This is a genomic window from Bacillus sp. ISL-47 (assembly GCF_018613175.1).
Lineage (GTDB): Bacteria > Bacillota > Bacilli > Bacillales > Cytobacillaceae > Cytobacillus.
In genome coordinates, this window is the sequence record NZ_JAGGQS010000045.1 from 116,386 (window position 1) to 133,620 (window position 17,235).

Consider the following 17,235-nt stretch of genomic DNA (forward strand, 5'->3'; position numbering starts at 1 on the left):
AATAATATGATATTAAAATTATTGGATTAGCACTCCAGAAAGCAGAGTGCTAAATTGCAAAAATTAAATATTTTATTTCTTAAAGGAGAGGTTGATATGGAAAAGAAACAGTTTCAAGCAGAATCCAAGAGATTATTGGAAATGATGGTTAACTCCATTTATTCTCAGAGAGAGGTATTCTTAAGGGAGCTGATTTCCAACAGCAGCGATGCCATCGATAAAATTTACTACAAAGCGCTGACAGATGAGTCTTTAACCTTCGACAAAGATAGCTATTACATAAAGGTAATTCCAAATAAACAAAACAGGACTTTAACAATTAGAGATACCGGAATTGGTATGACAAAAGAAGAGCTGGAAAATAATCTTGGCATTATTGCAAAGAGCGGTTCATTGTCGTTCAAAAAAGAAAATGAAATCAAAGATGGACATGATATTATCGGCCAATTCGGTGTAGGTTTCTACTCCGCTTTCATGGTGGCCGATGTTGTAACGGTGATCAGTAAAGCACTTGGCAGCAAAGAAGCCTATAAGTGGGAATCTGAGGGTGCAGACGGTTACACTATCACACCATATGAGAAAGATACAGTGGGCACCGAAATTATCCTTAAGATCAAAGACAATACGGAAGAAGAAAACTATGATGAGTATTTAGAGGAATACCGCTTAAAAACCATCATCAAAAAGTACTCTGACTTCATCCGCTATCCAATTAAAATGGATAGTAAGACCAGAAAGCCAAAAGAAGGCAAAGAGGACGAATTTAAAGAGGTTTCAGAAGAACAAACGATTAATAGTATGGTTCCGATTTGGAGAAAAAATAAAAACGAGCTTACGGACGAAGATTACGAGAAGTTTTACAAGGAGAAGCATTATGGTTTCGATAAGCCTCTAAAGCATATCCATATCAGTGTTGACGGCAGCATCCGCTATAATGCGATTCTGTTTATTCCTGAAAACATTCCCTTCGATTACTATTCAAAGGAATATGAAAAAGGGCTCGAATTATATTCTAATGGCGTTTTAATCATGAATAAGTGTGCTGATTTGCTGCCGGATTACTTCAGCTTTGTGAAAGGCATGGTGGATTCGGAGGATCTATCTCTTAACATTTCTAGGGAAATGCTGCAGCATGACCGCCAGCTGAAGCTGATTGCCAAAAATATCAGCAAAAAGATCAAAAACGAGCTTCAAAGCCTGATGAAAAACGAGCGGGAACAGTATGAACAATTTTACAATTCATTTGGCAGACAGTTAAAGTATGGGGTGTACAGCGATTTCGGGACCAATAAAGAAACACTTCAGGAATTACTAATGTTCTACTCTTCAAAAGAAAAGAGCATGGTAACACTTGACGAATATGTTTCTCGAATGAAAGAAGATCAGAAATATATTTATTACGCTTCTGGAGAGTCGTACGAGAGAATCGAAAAACTTCCACAAACAGAGCTGGTTGCAGATAAAGGCTATGAAATCCTGTATTTTACAGAGGACATTGATGAGTTTGCCATTAAGATGCTTATGTCCTATAAAGAGAAGGAATTTAAGTCTGTCTCAAGCGGCGACCTTGGCATTGAGGAGGAAGATGTAAAACAATCTGAAGCTGAAGAAAAAGAATACAAAGAGCTTTTTGACAGTATGAAGGAGATTTTAGCAGGAAAAGTTTCGGATGTCAGGATTTCAAAAAGGCTGAAAAGCCATCCGGTCTGCTTATCTGCTGATGGGGAAGTAACCATTGAAATGGAAAAAGTCCTCAGCTCTATGCCTGACAATCAAAATGTTAAAGCAAATAAGGTACTGGAAATCAATCCAAACCACGAAGTCTTCCAGTCATTAAAACAGGCATTTGCGAAAGATAAAGAAAAGCTTAGCCTATATACAAACCTTCTTTATAATCAGGCTCTGTTAATTGAAGGCCTGCCAATCAGCGATCCCGTAGAGTTTACAAATGATATTTGCAAAGTTATGGTTTAAACCACATGAAAACAGCCCGGTCTGACGGGCTGTTTTTTTCTACTAGTGGCGGAAAATGCATTGATAATCAAATTCAGGTTGAGTTTGATCCTTTAAATACAAAAAATCCCAAGAGAAATTTAATCTCATACGGTTACATTAATAAATGTACAGTTAGATGAAGAATAATTCACATTTATTTATACACAATAACCATAAAAGGGGGAGAAATATGCAGCACAGTAAGGCATTAGCTATTAAATTCATAGCCAGTCTTGTTCTTCTTTATGTCATTCTTGGCCTTATTTATGGAATGAGTTTTGGAAATGTTTTTATCATAACCGCCATATTAGGAATCACCTCCTATATATTAGGCGATATGCTCATTTTGCCGAGGAGCAGCAACACTGTTGCCACAGCGGCCGACTTTGGATTGGCATTTGTGCTAATTTGGTTTTTAAGTTCGATTTTAACACTTGGAGATAACCTCTTTATTATGTCTTTGGTTGCAGCTGCGGGAGTTGCCTTTTTTGAGTACTTTTTCCATAGTTATTTAGTTAAAAATATGACAGAGGCCAGTACGGAACGATTAACCATCAATCAGGGAAACCTGCCTTATAACACGGAAGCTTCTGAAGATTTGACACCAGTTAGGCCGGACGTTAGAAGCGATGATAAGGAGTAAGGCAAAGAGTTAGGTACTCGACTCCCTAAATTGTCAGGGAGTCTGGGAATACATTCTGAGAGCTTTTGGGAAGGGGATTAGTATGTCTGTTTTCGTATATCAAACCTTTGAAGTAAAACAGGATAAATTCGTAGAAGCATTAAAGAACCTGAGAATGATTCAAAGCTATAGAAATGAAAACTATGAACATAAGATAGAACTTTTGTCTCCTATATCAGGAGCTGACCATACTTATGCTTTTTTATGTACTTATGAGGGCCTAGCAGAAATGGAGCTACAAAATAAAAAGATGTTTGAAGATGAAGAATATAAAAAGCTTATAGAGGAGTTCTTCCTTGAGGATATTGTCCAGGGCAGCATGAATACCCAGCTGTTCCGGTCGGTGACTGGGTTAAAAAGCGACAGCGCAGAGAAAAATAAATAGACGCTTTGGAACAAGTCCTTTGCAGATTCGAAACGGAGCCGATCACCATAAGGAATCGGCTTATTTATTTGGATGGAAGTGACGTAATACTCTTACTTAAACGGACAGAAGGTCGGATAGAAGAGAACCTGTTCGAAAAAGGAGGTACATCATGGATTTTTTTCTTCCCAGCGGCAATTCTTCAAAAGATAGTGAATCCGGTGATTTAAAATGGTTTCAATTATCATTAATTGGTGTCGGATGTACAATCGGTACTGGTTTTTTTCTTGGTTCAGCAATTGGCATCAAAATCACCGGACCCTCCATTGTCTTTTCATTTATTTTAGCGGCAATCGGAACTTACATTGTCTATAACCTGTTGGCTAAGATGACAGCTGAAGACCCTCAAGAGGGATCGTTTTGCTACTATGCCAACAAAGCATATGGAAAGTGGGCCGGTTTTAGCTGCGGATGGAATTATTGGAGTTCAAACATTTTAATCATGGGAAGCCAATTAACCGCTCTGTCCATTTTAACAAGGTTCTGGTTTCCGAATGTTCCCCTATGGATTTTTGCTGCTGGTTACGCAATACTATCCATTATTGTTGTGTTAACAGGCAACAAGGGCTTTGACAAGGTTGAGGACCTTTTTGCCGTTATTAAAACAGCCGCCATTATCATGTTTATTATTTTGGCAATAGCCGCTCTGGCAGGAATTATTGATGGGGATGCCAAGCATCCTGGTTTTCCAGGTTCAGCAGGAGAATTTTTTCCTGAAGGGTGGAAAGGCTTTTGGTCTTCGTTAATTTATGCCTTTTATGCTTATGGGGGAATCGAAGTAATCGGACTAATGGCAACAAGGCTAAAGCAGAAAGAGGATGCCCCAAAAGCCGGTATAATTATGCTGATCGTACTTGGAATCATCTATGTTATTTCACTTGGTTTGGCCGTCTATATGGCCTCACATGGAGCATTTAACGAAAAGGAGAGTCCATTTGTCACGGCCATGGATAAATATAATCTGGACTTTTTTCCGCACGTATTTAATGCGGCAATCATTATTGCCGGCTTTTCTACTATGACGGCGTCCCTGTTCGGTGTAACGGCTTTGCTTGTTACACTGGCCAATGATGGCGATGCCCCTGCAGTTTTCTCAAAGAAAATTAAGAAGTGGAAGGACCTGCCTCTGCCTTCTCTGGGCTTGGCAACTGCAGGGTTAATTGCTTCGATCGTCACAGCTTTGCTGCTGCCCGGGAAGATTTACGAGTATATCACAACCGCAGCAGGAATATTAATCTTATTTAACTGGTCTTTCATTATCATCTCTGCGCTTCGTATTCTGGAGATTAAGGTTTTCGGGAAACTGATGGCCTTCCTTGGATTGATACTGATCCTGGCTGCCGTTAGTGGGACATTGCTTGAAAAATCGATCAGGCTTGGTTTCTTCGTCAGTTTAATTTTTGTGGCTATAATAGCCATCGTAGCAGTAATTATGCAGAAGAAGGTTTGGAAAAATGCCGATACGGGTTAAAAAAGACAAAAAACAAAGCACCAGAGCTTCATCTGGTGTTTTGCTTTGCCTTTCATTAAGTATTTAAATTGATTTTCTAAATCTCAATCTGCAGCTTTCCAAAGAGGACTAAACGAAAGCGAAGTGGGGAGGAGGGGGCTTGCATAAGCCAATACACATTCACCGGGGATGAAAATTAGATTATGAATAAGAAGTTGGCACTTTACTTTAAATATGGAGATAGCTTCTGTATGATGCCATAAAGCTTCACAGCATTTTTTTCGTACATCTGCTGCGCTTTTTTAGAATCAGTCTGTAATGAAAAGACTTCCATGTCTGCGGCACACTTTTTTATCATTGCTAATAGCAGCGGACGCTGCTGAGGAGCAGGCACATTGATGGTATCATCATATACATCTACAGTTAATTCTCCATATGAATCAATTTGGCCTAAGAATATATTATCAAGCGTTAGGCCAAGTTTTTCTATCTCCATATTCAGCCACTTTCTTGTTTTTCCAGACTCAGCTAGTGGATCATTGAGTATCACCCCATCCATAATAACTGTTTGCGGCTCTTTTTCCTGTGCAACATTCATTTGAAGATCTTTTGGCGTAAGAGGCTGGTTCTCCTTTTTAAGCATAATGCTTAAATCCCCACGGGGCTCCAACACTGCAAATTCCACATCCGTTGCTTTAAATACATTTTGCTGGCGCAGCAAAGAAGATAAATCATCAATTGAATATCTTTCTTTTTTTAGATTGTCTTCTAATATTTTTCCGTCTTTTATAAAGACCGTTCCTTTTCCTTCAAAGAAGTCTCGGAAGCTTTTGCTTTTTAGGGAAAGAATATCCGCAAATAAGGTAACAAGGCCAAAGATCATGATGGAGAGAATCCCGCTGGCCCAGTGGTTATCAAGACCCATAATGATTTCACCGGCAATACTTCCGATTGTTATCCCTGAAACGTATTCAAAAAATGAGAGCTCAGATATTTGTTTTTTTCCGATGAGTTTTGTTATGACAAACAAAACTCCAACAAACAGTATGGACCGGGCACCAATCAGCAACCATTCAGGCATAGTTTCATCTCCATAATTTAATTTGGTTTATATTGAGGTTCTTCAAATTCTATAACCTTTTTCCGATTCTCAAGATCTTCTTTTATCTCAGCAATTTCCATCATCGACTCATGGAAGAGACGTTTAGCTTCTTTATCCAAAGAAGTTAAGGCAAGACTGGATAATTGTATTTCAATGGAACGTACTGTTGCCAGACATTGGTTCACATTCGAAGCAATTGTCACACCAAATCACACCATTCAAGTTGAGTTTTTAAAATAGGAATAGGGCTGGCAAAGGCCAGCCTGTATTTTCTACTGGTTATACTGAGGCTCTTCCTGCTGAATTTCCTGCAGCCTTGGTTCAAGACTGTCGATAATCGTTTGTGTTTGCTGTGCAGCATTCTGATAAAGCTGCTTAGCGTTTTGGTTATCAGTAGCAAGCGCAAAAGTTTCAAAACTGGCCTGGGCACTCTTCAGGCCTACAATCGCTTGCTTCACTTGAGTTCCAACTGTCATCTCAAATTCCTTCTTTCTGTTAATATTAAGTACACATGTATTATTGCTTTTTTTCTAATTGATATGTGTTAAATCAGTCTAATTTCACTGCCTTAAATAGCAATATTTAACTCAGAAACCCTGTACATCTTAGCCAAAAAAATTGCCAGCATATTTGCATTCTGTGAAGAGAAAATTAAGAACCGGAAGAGAAAATCCTCTTCCAAATTTGCTTTTAATAAGGAGTGCTTACAGTTGAACAACTGGATCTCAGCGCTTTTCAATAATATGGGCAATATGCGCAGGCCTTTAATGAACATGTTTGGAATGAAAAAGAGAAGAAACAACTGGGGATGGCTTTGGGGATCCCTCCTTAGCCTCGTTTTAAGTACAGCAGCATATGGATTTACACGAGCACGCAATAACAATGGGAATATTCATCCCATGCAGGAAATCATGAATAACTCCCGAATGACAAATGCATTTCAAAAGCAAAACTTGGCAGGACTTACTGAGTTTGCAGATGAATTAGGCTTTGATAAGAAAAAGCAATAAATTTAGAATGTCCACAGAAATGTGGGCATTTTTTATTAGTGGAGCCAACTGTAAACTGGAATTATTTATAGAATTTGTAGTGTTTGGGTTAAAGGTAAAAACTTACTTCCTAAGCCAGCAAAAATTCTATATAATGATGCTGTCGAGCATATGGTTACATGTAAAAAGGCATTTGTTTAATAAGAACATTTGAATAAAAAACTTTTAAGCAGGAGAGATCTTTATGTGGGAATTAGTTAATGGAAAGTTAATTCAAAAAACAGATGAAACCAGAAAAAAATTTAGAACGAATATTAGCAAAACAATTCTTGACCAATTGGAGAATTTAGCAGCTGAATACGATACACATGTGAATTATTTACTCGAAAACGGATTGCAAGCCGTATTAGAGCAAGGTGTTATTACATACGATAAAAAAACCAGACCCAAAGATCGCGTTCAATATAAAACGACTTACGATAAAGAATTATTAGAAAAAGTTAAAGATTTTGCAAAGGTACACCAGCTATTTATAAATGATGTCATCGAGTATAGCGTAAATTTTATCGATTTGAAGAACATAAAAAACAGCAGCTACAAAAACAGGGTGGAGTAGCTGCAAGCTGCTTTATTAATAAATTTCATACAACGCCCCGAACATAATATATATTATAGGAAGTAATGAGGAAAGTGAAATAAAAGGTCTCATTATCTAAGTATACTTAAGATAGTGAGACGAAATAAAGATTTTTACTGAAATTTTATTTTCTTTACTTTTAATCCATTTTGATCAGAAATCTTATTCTAAGTTCATTTTTCATTTATTACTACATATAAATCGTTTGATCCTCGGATTCCAGATTTACTGCCAGCTTCATTAATTTATAATAGCCTGAAATTTCGTGCCGGGATCATTTTTTTTTACTATAATCAATCATTCCCAAACAATTTAATATTTTATTATAAAACAATTTTTCTATTGCCCTCTTTATTAAAATTTCTCCTTAGTTTACATAACGTGATTATCAGCAACTTGTGTATGTGCTTTATTACTCATTTATAAAATATTCCTCTTATTCACTATCCTGGGTATTGTTAAAGAACATTTCTGCTTCATCATTCTTTTTCTCTGTATTTTTGTCCTTCTCCCCCATTTTCCCATCGGATTCATAGCTCAATTTATAAGTATTTTCTTCGTTTTTCTTCAACTTTATCACTCCTTTGCTCCTATGTTTTGTTTTGTTATTATTTTTATTCAAGAAAACAAAAAACACAGGTATCCTGTGTTTTTTGTTAAGCAAGCTGCAAAGCCGCTTTAAGATATTTTCTTGGTGTATCGTAATAGAGTATTTTGTTAAATTGCGGATAAACCGATTCAAAATGTATAAAGATTGGTGAATCGAGGAGCCATGGATAGTTCGAGTAGAAGGATCTATCACCATAAACCATTGCTGTTAAGGCAAGTGCCAGCTCTTTTTGGAAAATCATGAACCTTATTTTGGAGTATTGTTCATCAAATTCCCCTCCGCTGATATACACCTTCCCGCTCAGTACATACTGGCCCATTTGCGGCAGCCATTCTGCAAACACTTCATCACGGAATTTAGGATTGATTGCACTTAGATCATAAAAGCCGCCTATCGACAGAAATAAATCTCCTGTAGCATCTGAATGTGTAAGCGTGTATTTCCTGCGATCTACGGGCCTAAATTCAGTCGCAGGAGGCAAATACTTGACTGCGAGCTTAGATGGATTAAACTTATTCATATAAGCGCCCCCCATAAGCAAATATACTTATGTTAGTTTATGAACACCGCTAATAAACGTGACAGATGCCTAATACTAATTGGAACTGCGGGGATTCATTTTCATTATTTTCGTGTTTTTCAACATCCATTTGCCTTTTTCATACTTCCAGAAAGATTCCACAAAAGCGATCGTATCAGCATTATTAGCCCCGCTTATTCTCTGCACGCCCAGCAATCCTTTCGCTCCTTCTACAGGCGTTATCTTTAATGTACTAAAAGGGTTTACTATTAGCTCAGTTGGTTCACTAAGCTTCCCATTTACATATAGTCCAAGACGCTCATACTCCTCGCCGCGGTCTCTTAAATCAAAGGAATATGATTGGCTTGTATCTTGAATGCTGACAGATGCTTTATAACCGTTTTCAAATTGGCTATTGATTACTAAGGGGCTAGGTATCGTTAAGTCAGTTAATTTGAAGTCTTTTAAGGAATACAAATAAAAATTGGATAATCCCCCGCTTCCGCCTGTCGGAATGCTGATATACATTTCTTTGATGCCATCACGATTCAAATCTTCAAATTGAATCTGTGGTTCATATCCGCCTGCAAGCTCTGTTTTGTAAGTTTTCCCGTCAGTGGCCGCTATCTCCAAAACGATTTCCTTTAAAAAAGCAGCCCCGTCTTCATAATAGACACCTTTTATGTAAATCGTATCCTCCTTCTTATCACCGGACACATCTACTTTATCTTTAGAGATCGTAATGTTTTTCTCTTCCTCCTCACCAGCGTAAACACCTGTTATGGCTGATAAAGACATAAAAAAGAAAGCAGCAAACGCAAAGAGCAATTCCTTTTTCATAATGAATCCTCCCCTATTTTTTTGTTAGCTTCCCCATGTATGGAAATTTAATGTAAGAAAGTATAAAAAAACCTCCTATCACAATGGATAGGAGGTTCCCATATAATCCTTATTTACCTGTCTTCTTTAAAGCACTTTCTTTTGTCTCCCATGATTCAATTCCATCAATTCCAGGGATAGAATCAGCATAAAATATCGGATCTTTTCCTTCTTTTCGCTGGGCCTTATAATCCTTAAGTGCGGCAAAGGCAATCTTTCCAAGCATTGTAATGGCAATTAAGTTGATTATCGCCATAATGCCCATGAATAAATCAGCAAGGCCCCAAACGGTAGCCAGGTCGACCAACGCACCGAAAATAACCATGGCGAGTACTCCCAGGCGATATATGAATATAGCCATTCTGCTTTCTTTAATAAATTCAATATTCGTTTCACCGTAATAATAGTTCCCGATTACTGAACTGAAAGCAAACAAGAAAATCGATATCGCAACAAAAATAGGTGCCCAAGAGCCAATATGGGATGATAAAGCTGTTTGTGTTAACTGTATTCCAGATAAATCAGGAGTTGTGTATGCTCCTGAAAGGATAATCATAAATGCAGTCGCAGAACAAATTAGAATTGTATCTACAAATACTCCCAATGTTTGGATTAAGCCTTGCTTAACAGGGTGGCTTACAGCGGCAGTTGCGGCCGCATTTGGAGCACTACCCATACCTGCTTCATTTGAAAATAAGCCCCTTTTAATCCCCATCATAACTGCAGCGCCCATTGCTCCGCCAAATGCCTGGTCCATACCGAATGCACCTTTTACGATTGTCGCTATCAAGTTTGGTACTTCAGTAATATTTATTACTACTATGATAATAGCAACAATTAGATAAATCACTGCCATAATTGGAACAATCACCTGAGATACATAGGCAATTCTCTTAATACCGCCAAAAATGATAGTGGCAGTTAAGGCTGCCAGAATTAATCCGATCGTCAAGCGGCTTGTTCCAAAGGCTTCATTGAAGGCTAATGAAATGGTATTGGATTGGACTGAATTAAATACTAGACCAAAACAAAATGTGATAATAACAGCAAACAGAATACCCATCCAGCGTTTATTTAGCCCTTTTTCCATATAATAAGCAGGACCGCCTCTAAAGCCGTCTTTATCTTTAATCTTATAAATCTGAGCTAATGTACTCTCAACAAAACTGGATGCCGCGCCTAGAAAGGCGATAACCCACATCCAAAAAACTGCACCTGGTCCGCCAGCTGCAATCGCAGTAGCGACACCTGCCATGTTACCCGTACCAATACGGGATGCAGCACTGACTGTGAAAGCTTGGAAAGAAGATATCCCCCGTTTGCCTTCCGCAGATACCATTCTTTTATCTCCAAGAATTCTAAACATTTCCCCCAAGTAACGAAATTGTACAAACTTGCTTTTAACACTGAAATAAAGGCCTAAAATGATTAATACTGCGATTAGAATATAAGTCCAAACCAGATCATTTAGAAAGCCTACGGCTGAATTTAAGCCTTGTAAAAATAAATCCATGCTTTTCCCCCTAGTCTTATTTTTTCAATTTTGACATTTTACTATTTTACAAAAGCAATACCTTTTCTAATCTATCAGAAGAATTTTTAATAGACAAGCCGTATATTCATTCCAGATGCTTAAAAATCATTAAATACGCCTGATTACTCTGTAAAACAACAAGTGTTTTATTCCCAGCCGAATGTGTCTTTAAACGTTTTCATATAATTTTTTATTAGTTTTTTATACACTGCAAGACAAGGTTTCTCTCCTTTTCCAAATAAAAACCCCTGCAAATGCAGGGGGTCACTTTATTGCCTTATTCTGTTGCTTGCCCGTTGTGATTTTGCCGATCTTCCTTCTTCCAAATACATTTAGCTTTTCCGCTCTCGGATTCGTCAATAATAAACGATCCATTGGAATACCTGTCATTAAAGCGGATAGCAGAAGCTTTGACAGCTTCTACATGTCCTTTTTCAGTTTCAATGAATATATCATCGCTGCCTCTTGTAATGACTGATCCAACAATGCGGTGAGGATTGGATTTTAATTCACGAAGCATAACCACACCGCGCTTGGCGCGGGAAGTGCGCTCAAATTCACTTAATTTCATTTTCTTTATGGATCCACGCTGTGTAACGATGACTACAGCTTGCTCCTTTGGATCTTCAATAAGTTCGGCCCCGGTTACAAAGTCACCGTCTTTTAAATTAATGCCTTTCACACCGGCCGCCCTGGCACCGACAATACTTACTTCTTCCTCATGGAACCAAAGCCCATAACCCTGATGAGTGGCAAGGAAAATTTCCTTCGTGCCATCAGTCTGATAGACATCCAGAACCTCGTCATCGCCTTTTACATTAATGGCAACGAGCGGTTTGGAATATCTCTGTGCTTTATATTGCTTCAGCTCTGTTTTTTTCACCATTCCATTCTTCGTCATAAAGAGCAGGAAAGCCTCGGTCTCAAAGTCTTTTACAGGAATTGCCCGTACAATGGAGTCATCCCGATCAATCGGAATGATGTTGGCAATATGCTGGCCAAGATCTTTCCATCGTATGTCTGGCAGCTGATGCACCGGACAGTATAAATAATTACCCTTATTCGTGAATACAAGGAGAACATCGGTTGTATTCATATCCAGCTGGGCAATCATCCTGTCAGAATCCTTCATGCCGAAATCCTGTCTGTTTGAAGCGGCAAAGGATCGCTGGCTTGTACGCTTGACATAGCCTTCCTTTGTTACGGTGACGATGACATCTTCACTTGCCACCAGCACTTCAAGGTTGATTTTTATTTCTTCAATTTCCGCTTCAATTCTTGTGCGGCGTTCATCAGCAAAACGTTTTTTAACGTCTTTAAGTTCCTTTTTAATCACTGAGTAAAGCTTTTTCTCGCTTTCAAGAATGGCCTTCAGCTCCTGGATCAGCTTGGCTAGCTCTTCAGCCTCTGCTCTTAAAGCCGTTATGTCTGTATTTGTCAAGCGATATAGCTGTAAGGAAACAATGGCTTCCGCCTGTGGCTCTGTGAACTCAAACTTGGCGATCAAATTATCCTTCGCATCCCGTTTATCCTTGGAAGCACGGATGGCTGCAATTACCTCATCCAGAATAGATAGAGCCTTCATTAAGCCTTCTACGATATGCTGGCGCGCTTCCGCCTTATGCAGGTCAAACTGTGACCTGCGGGTTACAACTTCCTTGCGGTGGCCGATGTAGGCATCTAAAAGCTCCCTGAGACCCATTAATTTTGGATGCCTGTTGTGAATGGCTACCATATTGAAATTATAGGTTATCTGCAAATCGCTGTTTTTGTATAAATAATGCAAAACGCCTTCAGGGTCCGCATCCTTTTTCAATTCTATTACAATCCGGAGACCTGTGCGGTCTGTTTCATCGCGGACCTCCGCAATCCCTTCCACTTTACGGTCCAGGCGGAATTCATCAATTTTCTTCACGAGATTGGCTTTATTCACTTCAAAAGGAATCTCGGTGATGACAATTTGCTTTTTCCCGCCGCGCAGGTCTTCAAAATCGGATTTTCCGCGGATAATGATTTTTCCCTTGCCTGTTTCATAGGCTTTTTTAATGCCGTCAACGCCCTGGATTATGCCTCCTGTAGGAAAGTCAGGTCCTTTAATATGCTCCATCAGCTCATCAATGGAACAATCCGGTTTGTCCATACGCAAAATAGCACCGTCAATGATTTCATTTAAATGGTGAGGCGGAATTTCAGTTGCATACCCCGCTGAAATTCCTGTGGAACCATTGACAAGCAGGTTAGGATATCTTGCAGGCAGGACTGTTGGCTCGCTGGATGTATCGTCAAAGTTAGGGATAAAGTCAACTGTCCTTTTTTCGATATCCTTCAGCAATTCAGATGAAATGGCAGAAAGCCTTGCCTCTGTGTAACGCATGGCTGCCGGTGGATCTCCGTCTATGCTTCCGTTATTCCCGTGCATTTCAACGAGAAGATTTCGAACCTTCCAATCCTGACTCATCCGCACCATAGCATCATATACAGATGTATCACCATGCGGATGATAATTGCCGATTACGTTTCCTACTGTTTTTGCTGACTTTCTGAAGCCTTTATCCTGGGTATTCCCCTCAACATGCATAGCATATAAAATACGTCTTTGAACCGGCTTTAACCCGTCACGCGCGTCAGGTAGTGCACGGTCCTGGATAATATATTTACTGTAGCGGCCAAAACGGTCACCCAGTACATCTTCAAGAGGAAGGTCGCGGAATTTTTCTGCAGAACTCATGATTCAGCCTCCTCCTCTAACACAGAAATATTTTCATTTTCTAGTATGCTGCCGTCTTCTTCAAGTCCGAATGCAACATTGGATTCAATCCACTTTCTGCGCGGTTCTACCTTATCGCCCATCAAGGTTGTAATCCGGCGCTCCGCCCTTGCTGCATCGTCAATCTTCACGCGAATAAGCGTACGTGTTTCAGGATCCATCGTCGTTTCCCATAACTGGTCTGCGTTCATTTCGCCAAGACCCTTATACCGCTGAATCATATAGCCTTTACCGACTTTTTTTATGGTGTCCTGAAGTTCATCATCACTCCAGGAATACTCAACCACTTCTTTTTTGCCTGATCCTTTGCTGACTTTATACAAAGGAGGAAGAGCAATAAATACTTTACCAGCTTCAAGAAGAGGCTTCATATAACGGTAGAAGAAAGTGAGAAGCAGCACCTGAATATGTGCTCCATCTGTATCAGCATCTGTCATGATGATTACCTTATCGTAATTGACATCATCCAGATTAAAATCAGCTCCAACACCTGCTCCGACGGCATGAATAATCGTATTAATTTCTTCATTTTTAAAGATATCCTGGAGCTTCGCTTTTTCTGTATTAATAACTTTACCTCTTAGCGGAAGCACAGCCTGGAACCGTCTATCCCTTCCTTGCTTAGCTGATCCGCCAGCGGAGTCTCCCTCCACTAGATATATTTCATTCCTTTGCGGATTGCGTGATTGGGCTGGTGTCAGTTTGCCTGATAGTACCGCTTCTGATCTCTTCCTCTTTTTTCCGCTCCTGGCTTCTTCACGTGCTTTGCGGGCAGCTTCTCTGGCCTGGTAGGCCTTAATTGCTTTTTTAATTAATAGGGAGCTTGTCTCAGGGTTTTCTTCAAGAAAATAAGACAAATGCTCAGAAACAACAGAATCAACAGCCGAGCGTGCTTCGCTCGTTCCGAGTTTGCCTTTCGTCTGTCCTTCAAACTGCAAAAGCTCCTCAGGCACCCGAACAGAGACAATAGCGGTAAAACCTTCACGGATATCGGCTCCATCCAAGTTTTTATCTTTCTCCTTTAACAAATTCACCTTTCGAGCATATTCGTTAAAGGCGCGGGTCATAGCTGTTTTTGAACCCGCTTCATGTGTTCCCCCGTCTTTTGTCCGGACGTTATTTACAAAGGACAATACATTTTCCGAATATCCGTCATTAAATTGAAAAGCAAAATCGACTTCAATTCCATTGTTTTCTCCTTCAAAGCTTACTACCGGGTGAAGGACATCTTTTTCCTCATTTAGATATTGAACAAAAGCCTCTATGCCATTTTCATAATGAAAAACGTCATGAAAATCATTCCGCTCATCTAGGATCTCAATTTTCATTCCCTTAAGGAGGAACGCTGACTCACGAAGACGTTCACATAGTGTCTCATAATTATAAGTAGTAGTGGAGAAAATCGTCGGGTCCGGCTTAAAATGGATTGTTGTGCCCGATTGGTTTGTCTTGCCTATTTTCTCAAGAGTGGTAACCGGTTTTCCGCCATGCTCGAACCGCTGTTCGTATACAAATCCATCCCGCTTAATTTTTACAACCAGCCATTCGGAAAGGGCGTTAACAACCGAGGCTCCGACACCGTGCAGCCCTCCGCTTGTTTTATAGCCGCCCTGGCCGAACTTTCCCCCGGCATGGAGAACGGTCAATATAACTTCAGGCGTTGGCTTGCCCATCCGGTGCATCCCGGTTGGCATACCCCGGCCTTTATCTTGAACACTTATTGAATTATCTTTATGTATTTTGACAATGATATGATCCCCGTAACCCGCCAGCGCTTCATCAACAGCGTTATCGACAATCTCATATACAAGATGGTGCAAACCCCTTGCATCCGTACTTCCAATGTACATCCCAGGGCGCTTTCTTACTGCTTCCAGCCCTTCGAGTACTTGTATGGCATCATCATTGTAGTCAAAAGCTTCCTGATTTCTTGCCACGAACATACCCCTTTCATTTCTTGCAGCAACACTTGCCGCGAATAAGTGCGGCTTAAGAACACCCGTATAAGTATTCGGCTCAAATATCCATTTTCCTTTATCAAAATCACAAAATCACCGGTACCAGAACAGGTGTTCTGTACTCATATTTTACCATATAAATTAATAAGGTCTATGCTTTATTTTATCTATTTATTTGGTTTTGGCAAATAAGTTCTTGAGTCTTGCGGGATTTTTAAAGATTATTTCCAATAGCTAAACCCTTTATTTACGGGCTCCTTATAAAAAATAAAAACATGAGATCTTTTTAAGACCTCATGCTGAATTTACCTGGTTAATGCATGTTCAACTTTAATACAGCGGTCCATGATGACAGTGTATCCCTTTTCCTTAAGAAAATCGTATGCTTCCTGATTTGCTACACCCAGCTGTGCCCAGAAGATATCTGCATCCATTTCTGCAAATTCCCTTGCAATCTCCGGAAGAAACTCGGAGCGCCTGAAAACATTTACGATATCAATATGGCCCTCGATCTCTTTAAGGCTTGAAACGGCCTTAACGCCAAGAACTTCATCAACAGCTGGATTCACCGGGATGATCTCATAACCTGCATTTTGCATTGCTTCTGAAACCATATAAGAAGTACGTTCTGGATTTCCGCTTAAACCGACAACTGCAATCCGCTTTGAGTTTTTTAAAAGAACACCGATTTCTTCCCGGCTTGGATTTTCAATAGCCATTTAATTCCCTCCAAATCTGATTGATTATGTTTATTTTACCTAAAACTTTTAAAGTGTACTAACTTATTGCTTTGATCCCTCAATTTTCTTTATATAAAAGTTCAATGCCCGCTCTACTTTAAACCCTGCTTTTTTATATAGGGATAAGGCCTTTTCATTAGTTGTTCCTGCACATAATTTTATAACGAGCGCACCATGGTGAAAAAAGAGGTCTGATACTGCCATATCGAGCAGCTGTCTTCCGATTCCGGCGTGGCGGCATGTTTCCTTCACTCCTACAAACTCAAGGCTGCCTTCCTTCCCTTCCGGATTATATTCTGCATACAGATAGCCTTTAAGACCATGTTCATCCGCTGCTGTATATAACTTTTGTTTATCATTGATTTTTTCAATAATTTCTTTTCCTGAATAATATGTATTTGGAAAAATAGTATCATGCAAATTTTTAAAATCGCTGTACTGATCAGGAGCTATTAAATTTATTTCTTTTAGAGCTTGATTCTGTTTTTCTTTCAGCTCCATATAGGTCTGAGATGATTGCAATGTAAATCCGATTTTCTCTGCAAATTTCGATACGGCTAGATTGGCTATGTCTGCAAAAAGGTAACAGGTATGCAATTTACCTTTAAAATTGCTGATAGCTTTATTCCATAGCAGCTCCCCGTGCTCAATTTCTTTAATAAAAGGTCCCCATAACTCCGCTGTGCCTTTTTCCTGGTCTGCATCCATTCCCAGGAATCCTGTTATATCCTCATTCTCCCAAAGAAGAAATGCGGCTGATTCCGGATCAAGATCCAATTCCTGCAAATCATTAAAGATATCATTTCTGGTAGTGCCCAGATATCCTATATGATAATCAGGCAGAGAATTCTTCTTTGTTAAAAACTCCGCAGCATCCATTAAATCTTCACTTTGCATCATTGTTATCTCCACATCCCCACTCCTCTATGTCTTTTACTATATATTACC

General features: G+C 39.5%; 17 protein-coding genes. 6 read left to right on the forward strand and 11 right to left on the reverse strand.

Annotation, left to right across the window (positions count from 1 at the left end; genetic code table 11):
- Positions 1-96 precede the first annotated feature (96 nt).
- The 4 genes from htpG to J7I93_RS15375 all read left to right on the forward strand — a co-directional run bounded on the left by htpG (position 97) and on the right by J7I93_RS15375 (position 4,572).
- Positions 97-1,974 carry a molecular chaperone HtpG gene (gene htpG / locus J7I93_RS15360; protein WP_214726733.1) on the forward strand — a complete coding sequence of 626 codons (1,878 nt, stop codon included), beginning with the start codon at positions 97-99 and terminating at the stop codon, positions 1,972-1,974.
- Between the two features lie 211 nt (positions 1,975-2,185).
- Positions 2,186-2,638 carry a YndM family protein gene (locus tag J7I93_RS15365; RefSeq protein ID WP_214726734.1) on the forward strand — a complete coding sequence of 151 codons (453 nt, stop codon included), beginning with the start codon at positions 2,186-2,188 and terminating at the stop codon, positions 2,636-2,638.
- Between the two features lie 82 nt (positions 2,639-2,720).
- Positions 2,721-3,062, forward strand: a complete 342-nt coding sequence (locus J7I93_RS15370) for a hypothetical protein (RefSeq protein ID WP_214726735.1) — start codon at positions 2,721-2,723, stop codon at positions 3,060-3,062.
- Positions 3,063-3,213: 151 nt separating this feature from the next.
- Complete coding sequence (locus J7I93_RS15375) at positions 3,214-4,572, forward strand: amino acid permease (protein ID WP_214726736.1); 1,359 nt, start codon at positions 3,214-3,216, stop codon at positions 4,570-4,572.
- 202 nt (positions 4,573-4,774) lie between these two features.
- Here the strand turns inward: J7I93_RS15375 and J7I93_RS15380 are convergent, their stop codons facing one another.
- From J7I93_RS15380 to J7I93_RS15390, 3 genes are all read right to left on the reverse strand, one after another.
- A complete protein-coding gene (locus tag J7I93_RS15380; RefSeq protein WP_214726737.1) occupies positions 4,775-5,632 on the reverse strand; it encodes a DUF421 domain-containing protein in 858 nt (285 codons plus the stop codon).
- A gap of 17 nt (positions 5,633-5,649) precedes the next feature.
- Positions 5,650-5,856 (reverse strand): DUF1657 domain-containing protein, encoded by a 207-nt coding sequence (locus J7I93_RS15385; protein ID WP_214726738.1) that lies wholly within the window; start codon positions 5,854-5,856, stop codon positions 5,650-5,652.
- A gap of 69 nt (positions 5,857-5,925) precedes the next feature.
- Positions 5,926-6,129 carry a DUF1657 domain-containing protein gene (locus tag J7I93_RS15390; protein ID WP_214726739.1) on the reverse strand — a complete coding sequence of 68 codons (204 nt, stop codon included), beginning with the start codon at positions 6,127-6,129 and terminating at the stop codon, positions 5,926-5,928.
- A gap of 234 nt (positions 6,130-6,363) precedes the next feature.
- On the opposite strand from J7I93_RS15390, the gene J7I93_RS15395 reads away from it, so the two are divergent.
- A complete protein-coding gene (locus tag J7I93_RS15395) occupies positions 6,364-6,663 on the forward strand; it encodes a hypothetical protein (RefSeq protein ID WP_214987992.1) in 300 nt (99 codons plus the stop codon).
- Between the two features lie 223 nt (positions 6,664-6,886).
- Entirely contained in the window at positions 6,887-7,258 is a 372-nt protein-coding gene (locus J7I93_RS15400) for an rRNA methyltransferase (RefSeq protein WP_214726740.1), read from the forward strand.
- A 457-nt stretch (positions 7,259-7,715) separates the two neighbouring features.
- On the opposite strand, the gene J7I93_RS25420 is transcribed toward J7I93_RS15400, so the two are convergent.
- The 8 genes from J7I93_RS25420 to J7I93_RS15435 form a co-directional block, all read right to left on the reverse strand.
- Positions 7,716-7,850, reverse strand: a complete 135-nt coding sequence (locus J7I93_RS25420; RefSeq protein ID WP_285289080.1) for a hypothetical protein — start codon at positions 7,848-7,850, stop codon at positions 7,716-7,718.
- An 85-nt stretch (positions 7,851-7,935) separates the two neighbouring features.
- Complete coding sequence (locus J7I93_RS15405) at positions 7,936-8,409, reverse strand: staygreen family protein (protein ID WP_214726741.1); 474 nt, start codon at positions 8,407-8,409, stop codon at positions 7,936-7,938.
- Between the two features lie 75 nt (positions 8,410-8,484).
- The gene (locus tag J7I93_RS15410; protein WP_214726742.1) at positions 8,485-9,249 is read right to left on the reverse strand and encodes a hypothetical protein; all 765 of its coding nucleotides are present in this window, start codon (positions 9,247-9,249) and stop codon (positions 8,485-8,487) included.
- Positions 9,250-9,358: 109 nt separating this feature from the next.
- Positions 9,359-10,801 carry an alanine/glycine:cation symporter family protein gene (locus J7I93_RS15415; protein ID WP_214726743.1) on the reverse strand — a complete coding sequence of 481 codons (1,443 nt, stop codon included), beginning with the start codon at positions 10,799-10,801 and terminating at the stop codon, positions 9,359-9,361.
- A gap of 298 nt (positions 10,802-11,099) precedes the next feature.
- Positions 11,100-13,550 carry a DNA topoisomerase IV subunit A gene (gene parC / locus J7I93_RS15420; RefSeq protein WP_214726744.1) on the reverse strand — a complete coding sequence of 817 codons (2,451 nt, stop codon included), beginning with the start codon at positions 13,548-13,550 and terminating at the stop codon, positions 11,100-11,102.
- Positions 13,547-15,526 (reverse strand): DNA topoisomerase IV subunit B, encoded by a 1,980-nt coding sequence (gene parE / locus J7I93_RS15425; RefSeq protein WP_214726745.1) that lies wholly within the window; start codon positions 15,524-15,526, stop codon positions 13,547-13,549. The genes parC and parE overlap by 4 nt, the downstream gene beginning before the upstream one ends.
- Positions 15,527-15,852: 326 nt before the next feature.
- Complete coding sequence (locus J7I93_RS15430; RefSeq protein WP_214726746.1) at positions 15,853-16,266, reverse strand: CoA-binding protein; 414 nt, start codon at positions 16,264-16,266, stop codon at positions 15,853-15,855.
- Positions 16,267-16,329: 63 nt separating this feature from the next.
- Complete coding sequence (locus J7I93_RS15435) at positions 16,330-17,199, reverse strand: GNAT family N-acetyltransferase (protein ID WP_214987996.1); 870 nt, start codon at positions 17,197-17,199, stop codon at positions 16,330-16,332.
- Positions 17,200-17,235: the final 36 nt, after the last annotated feature.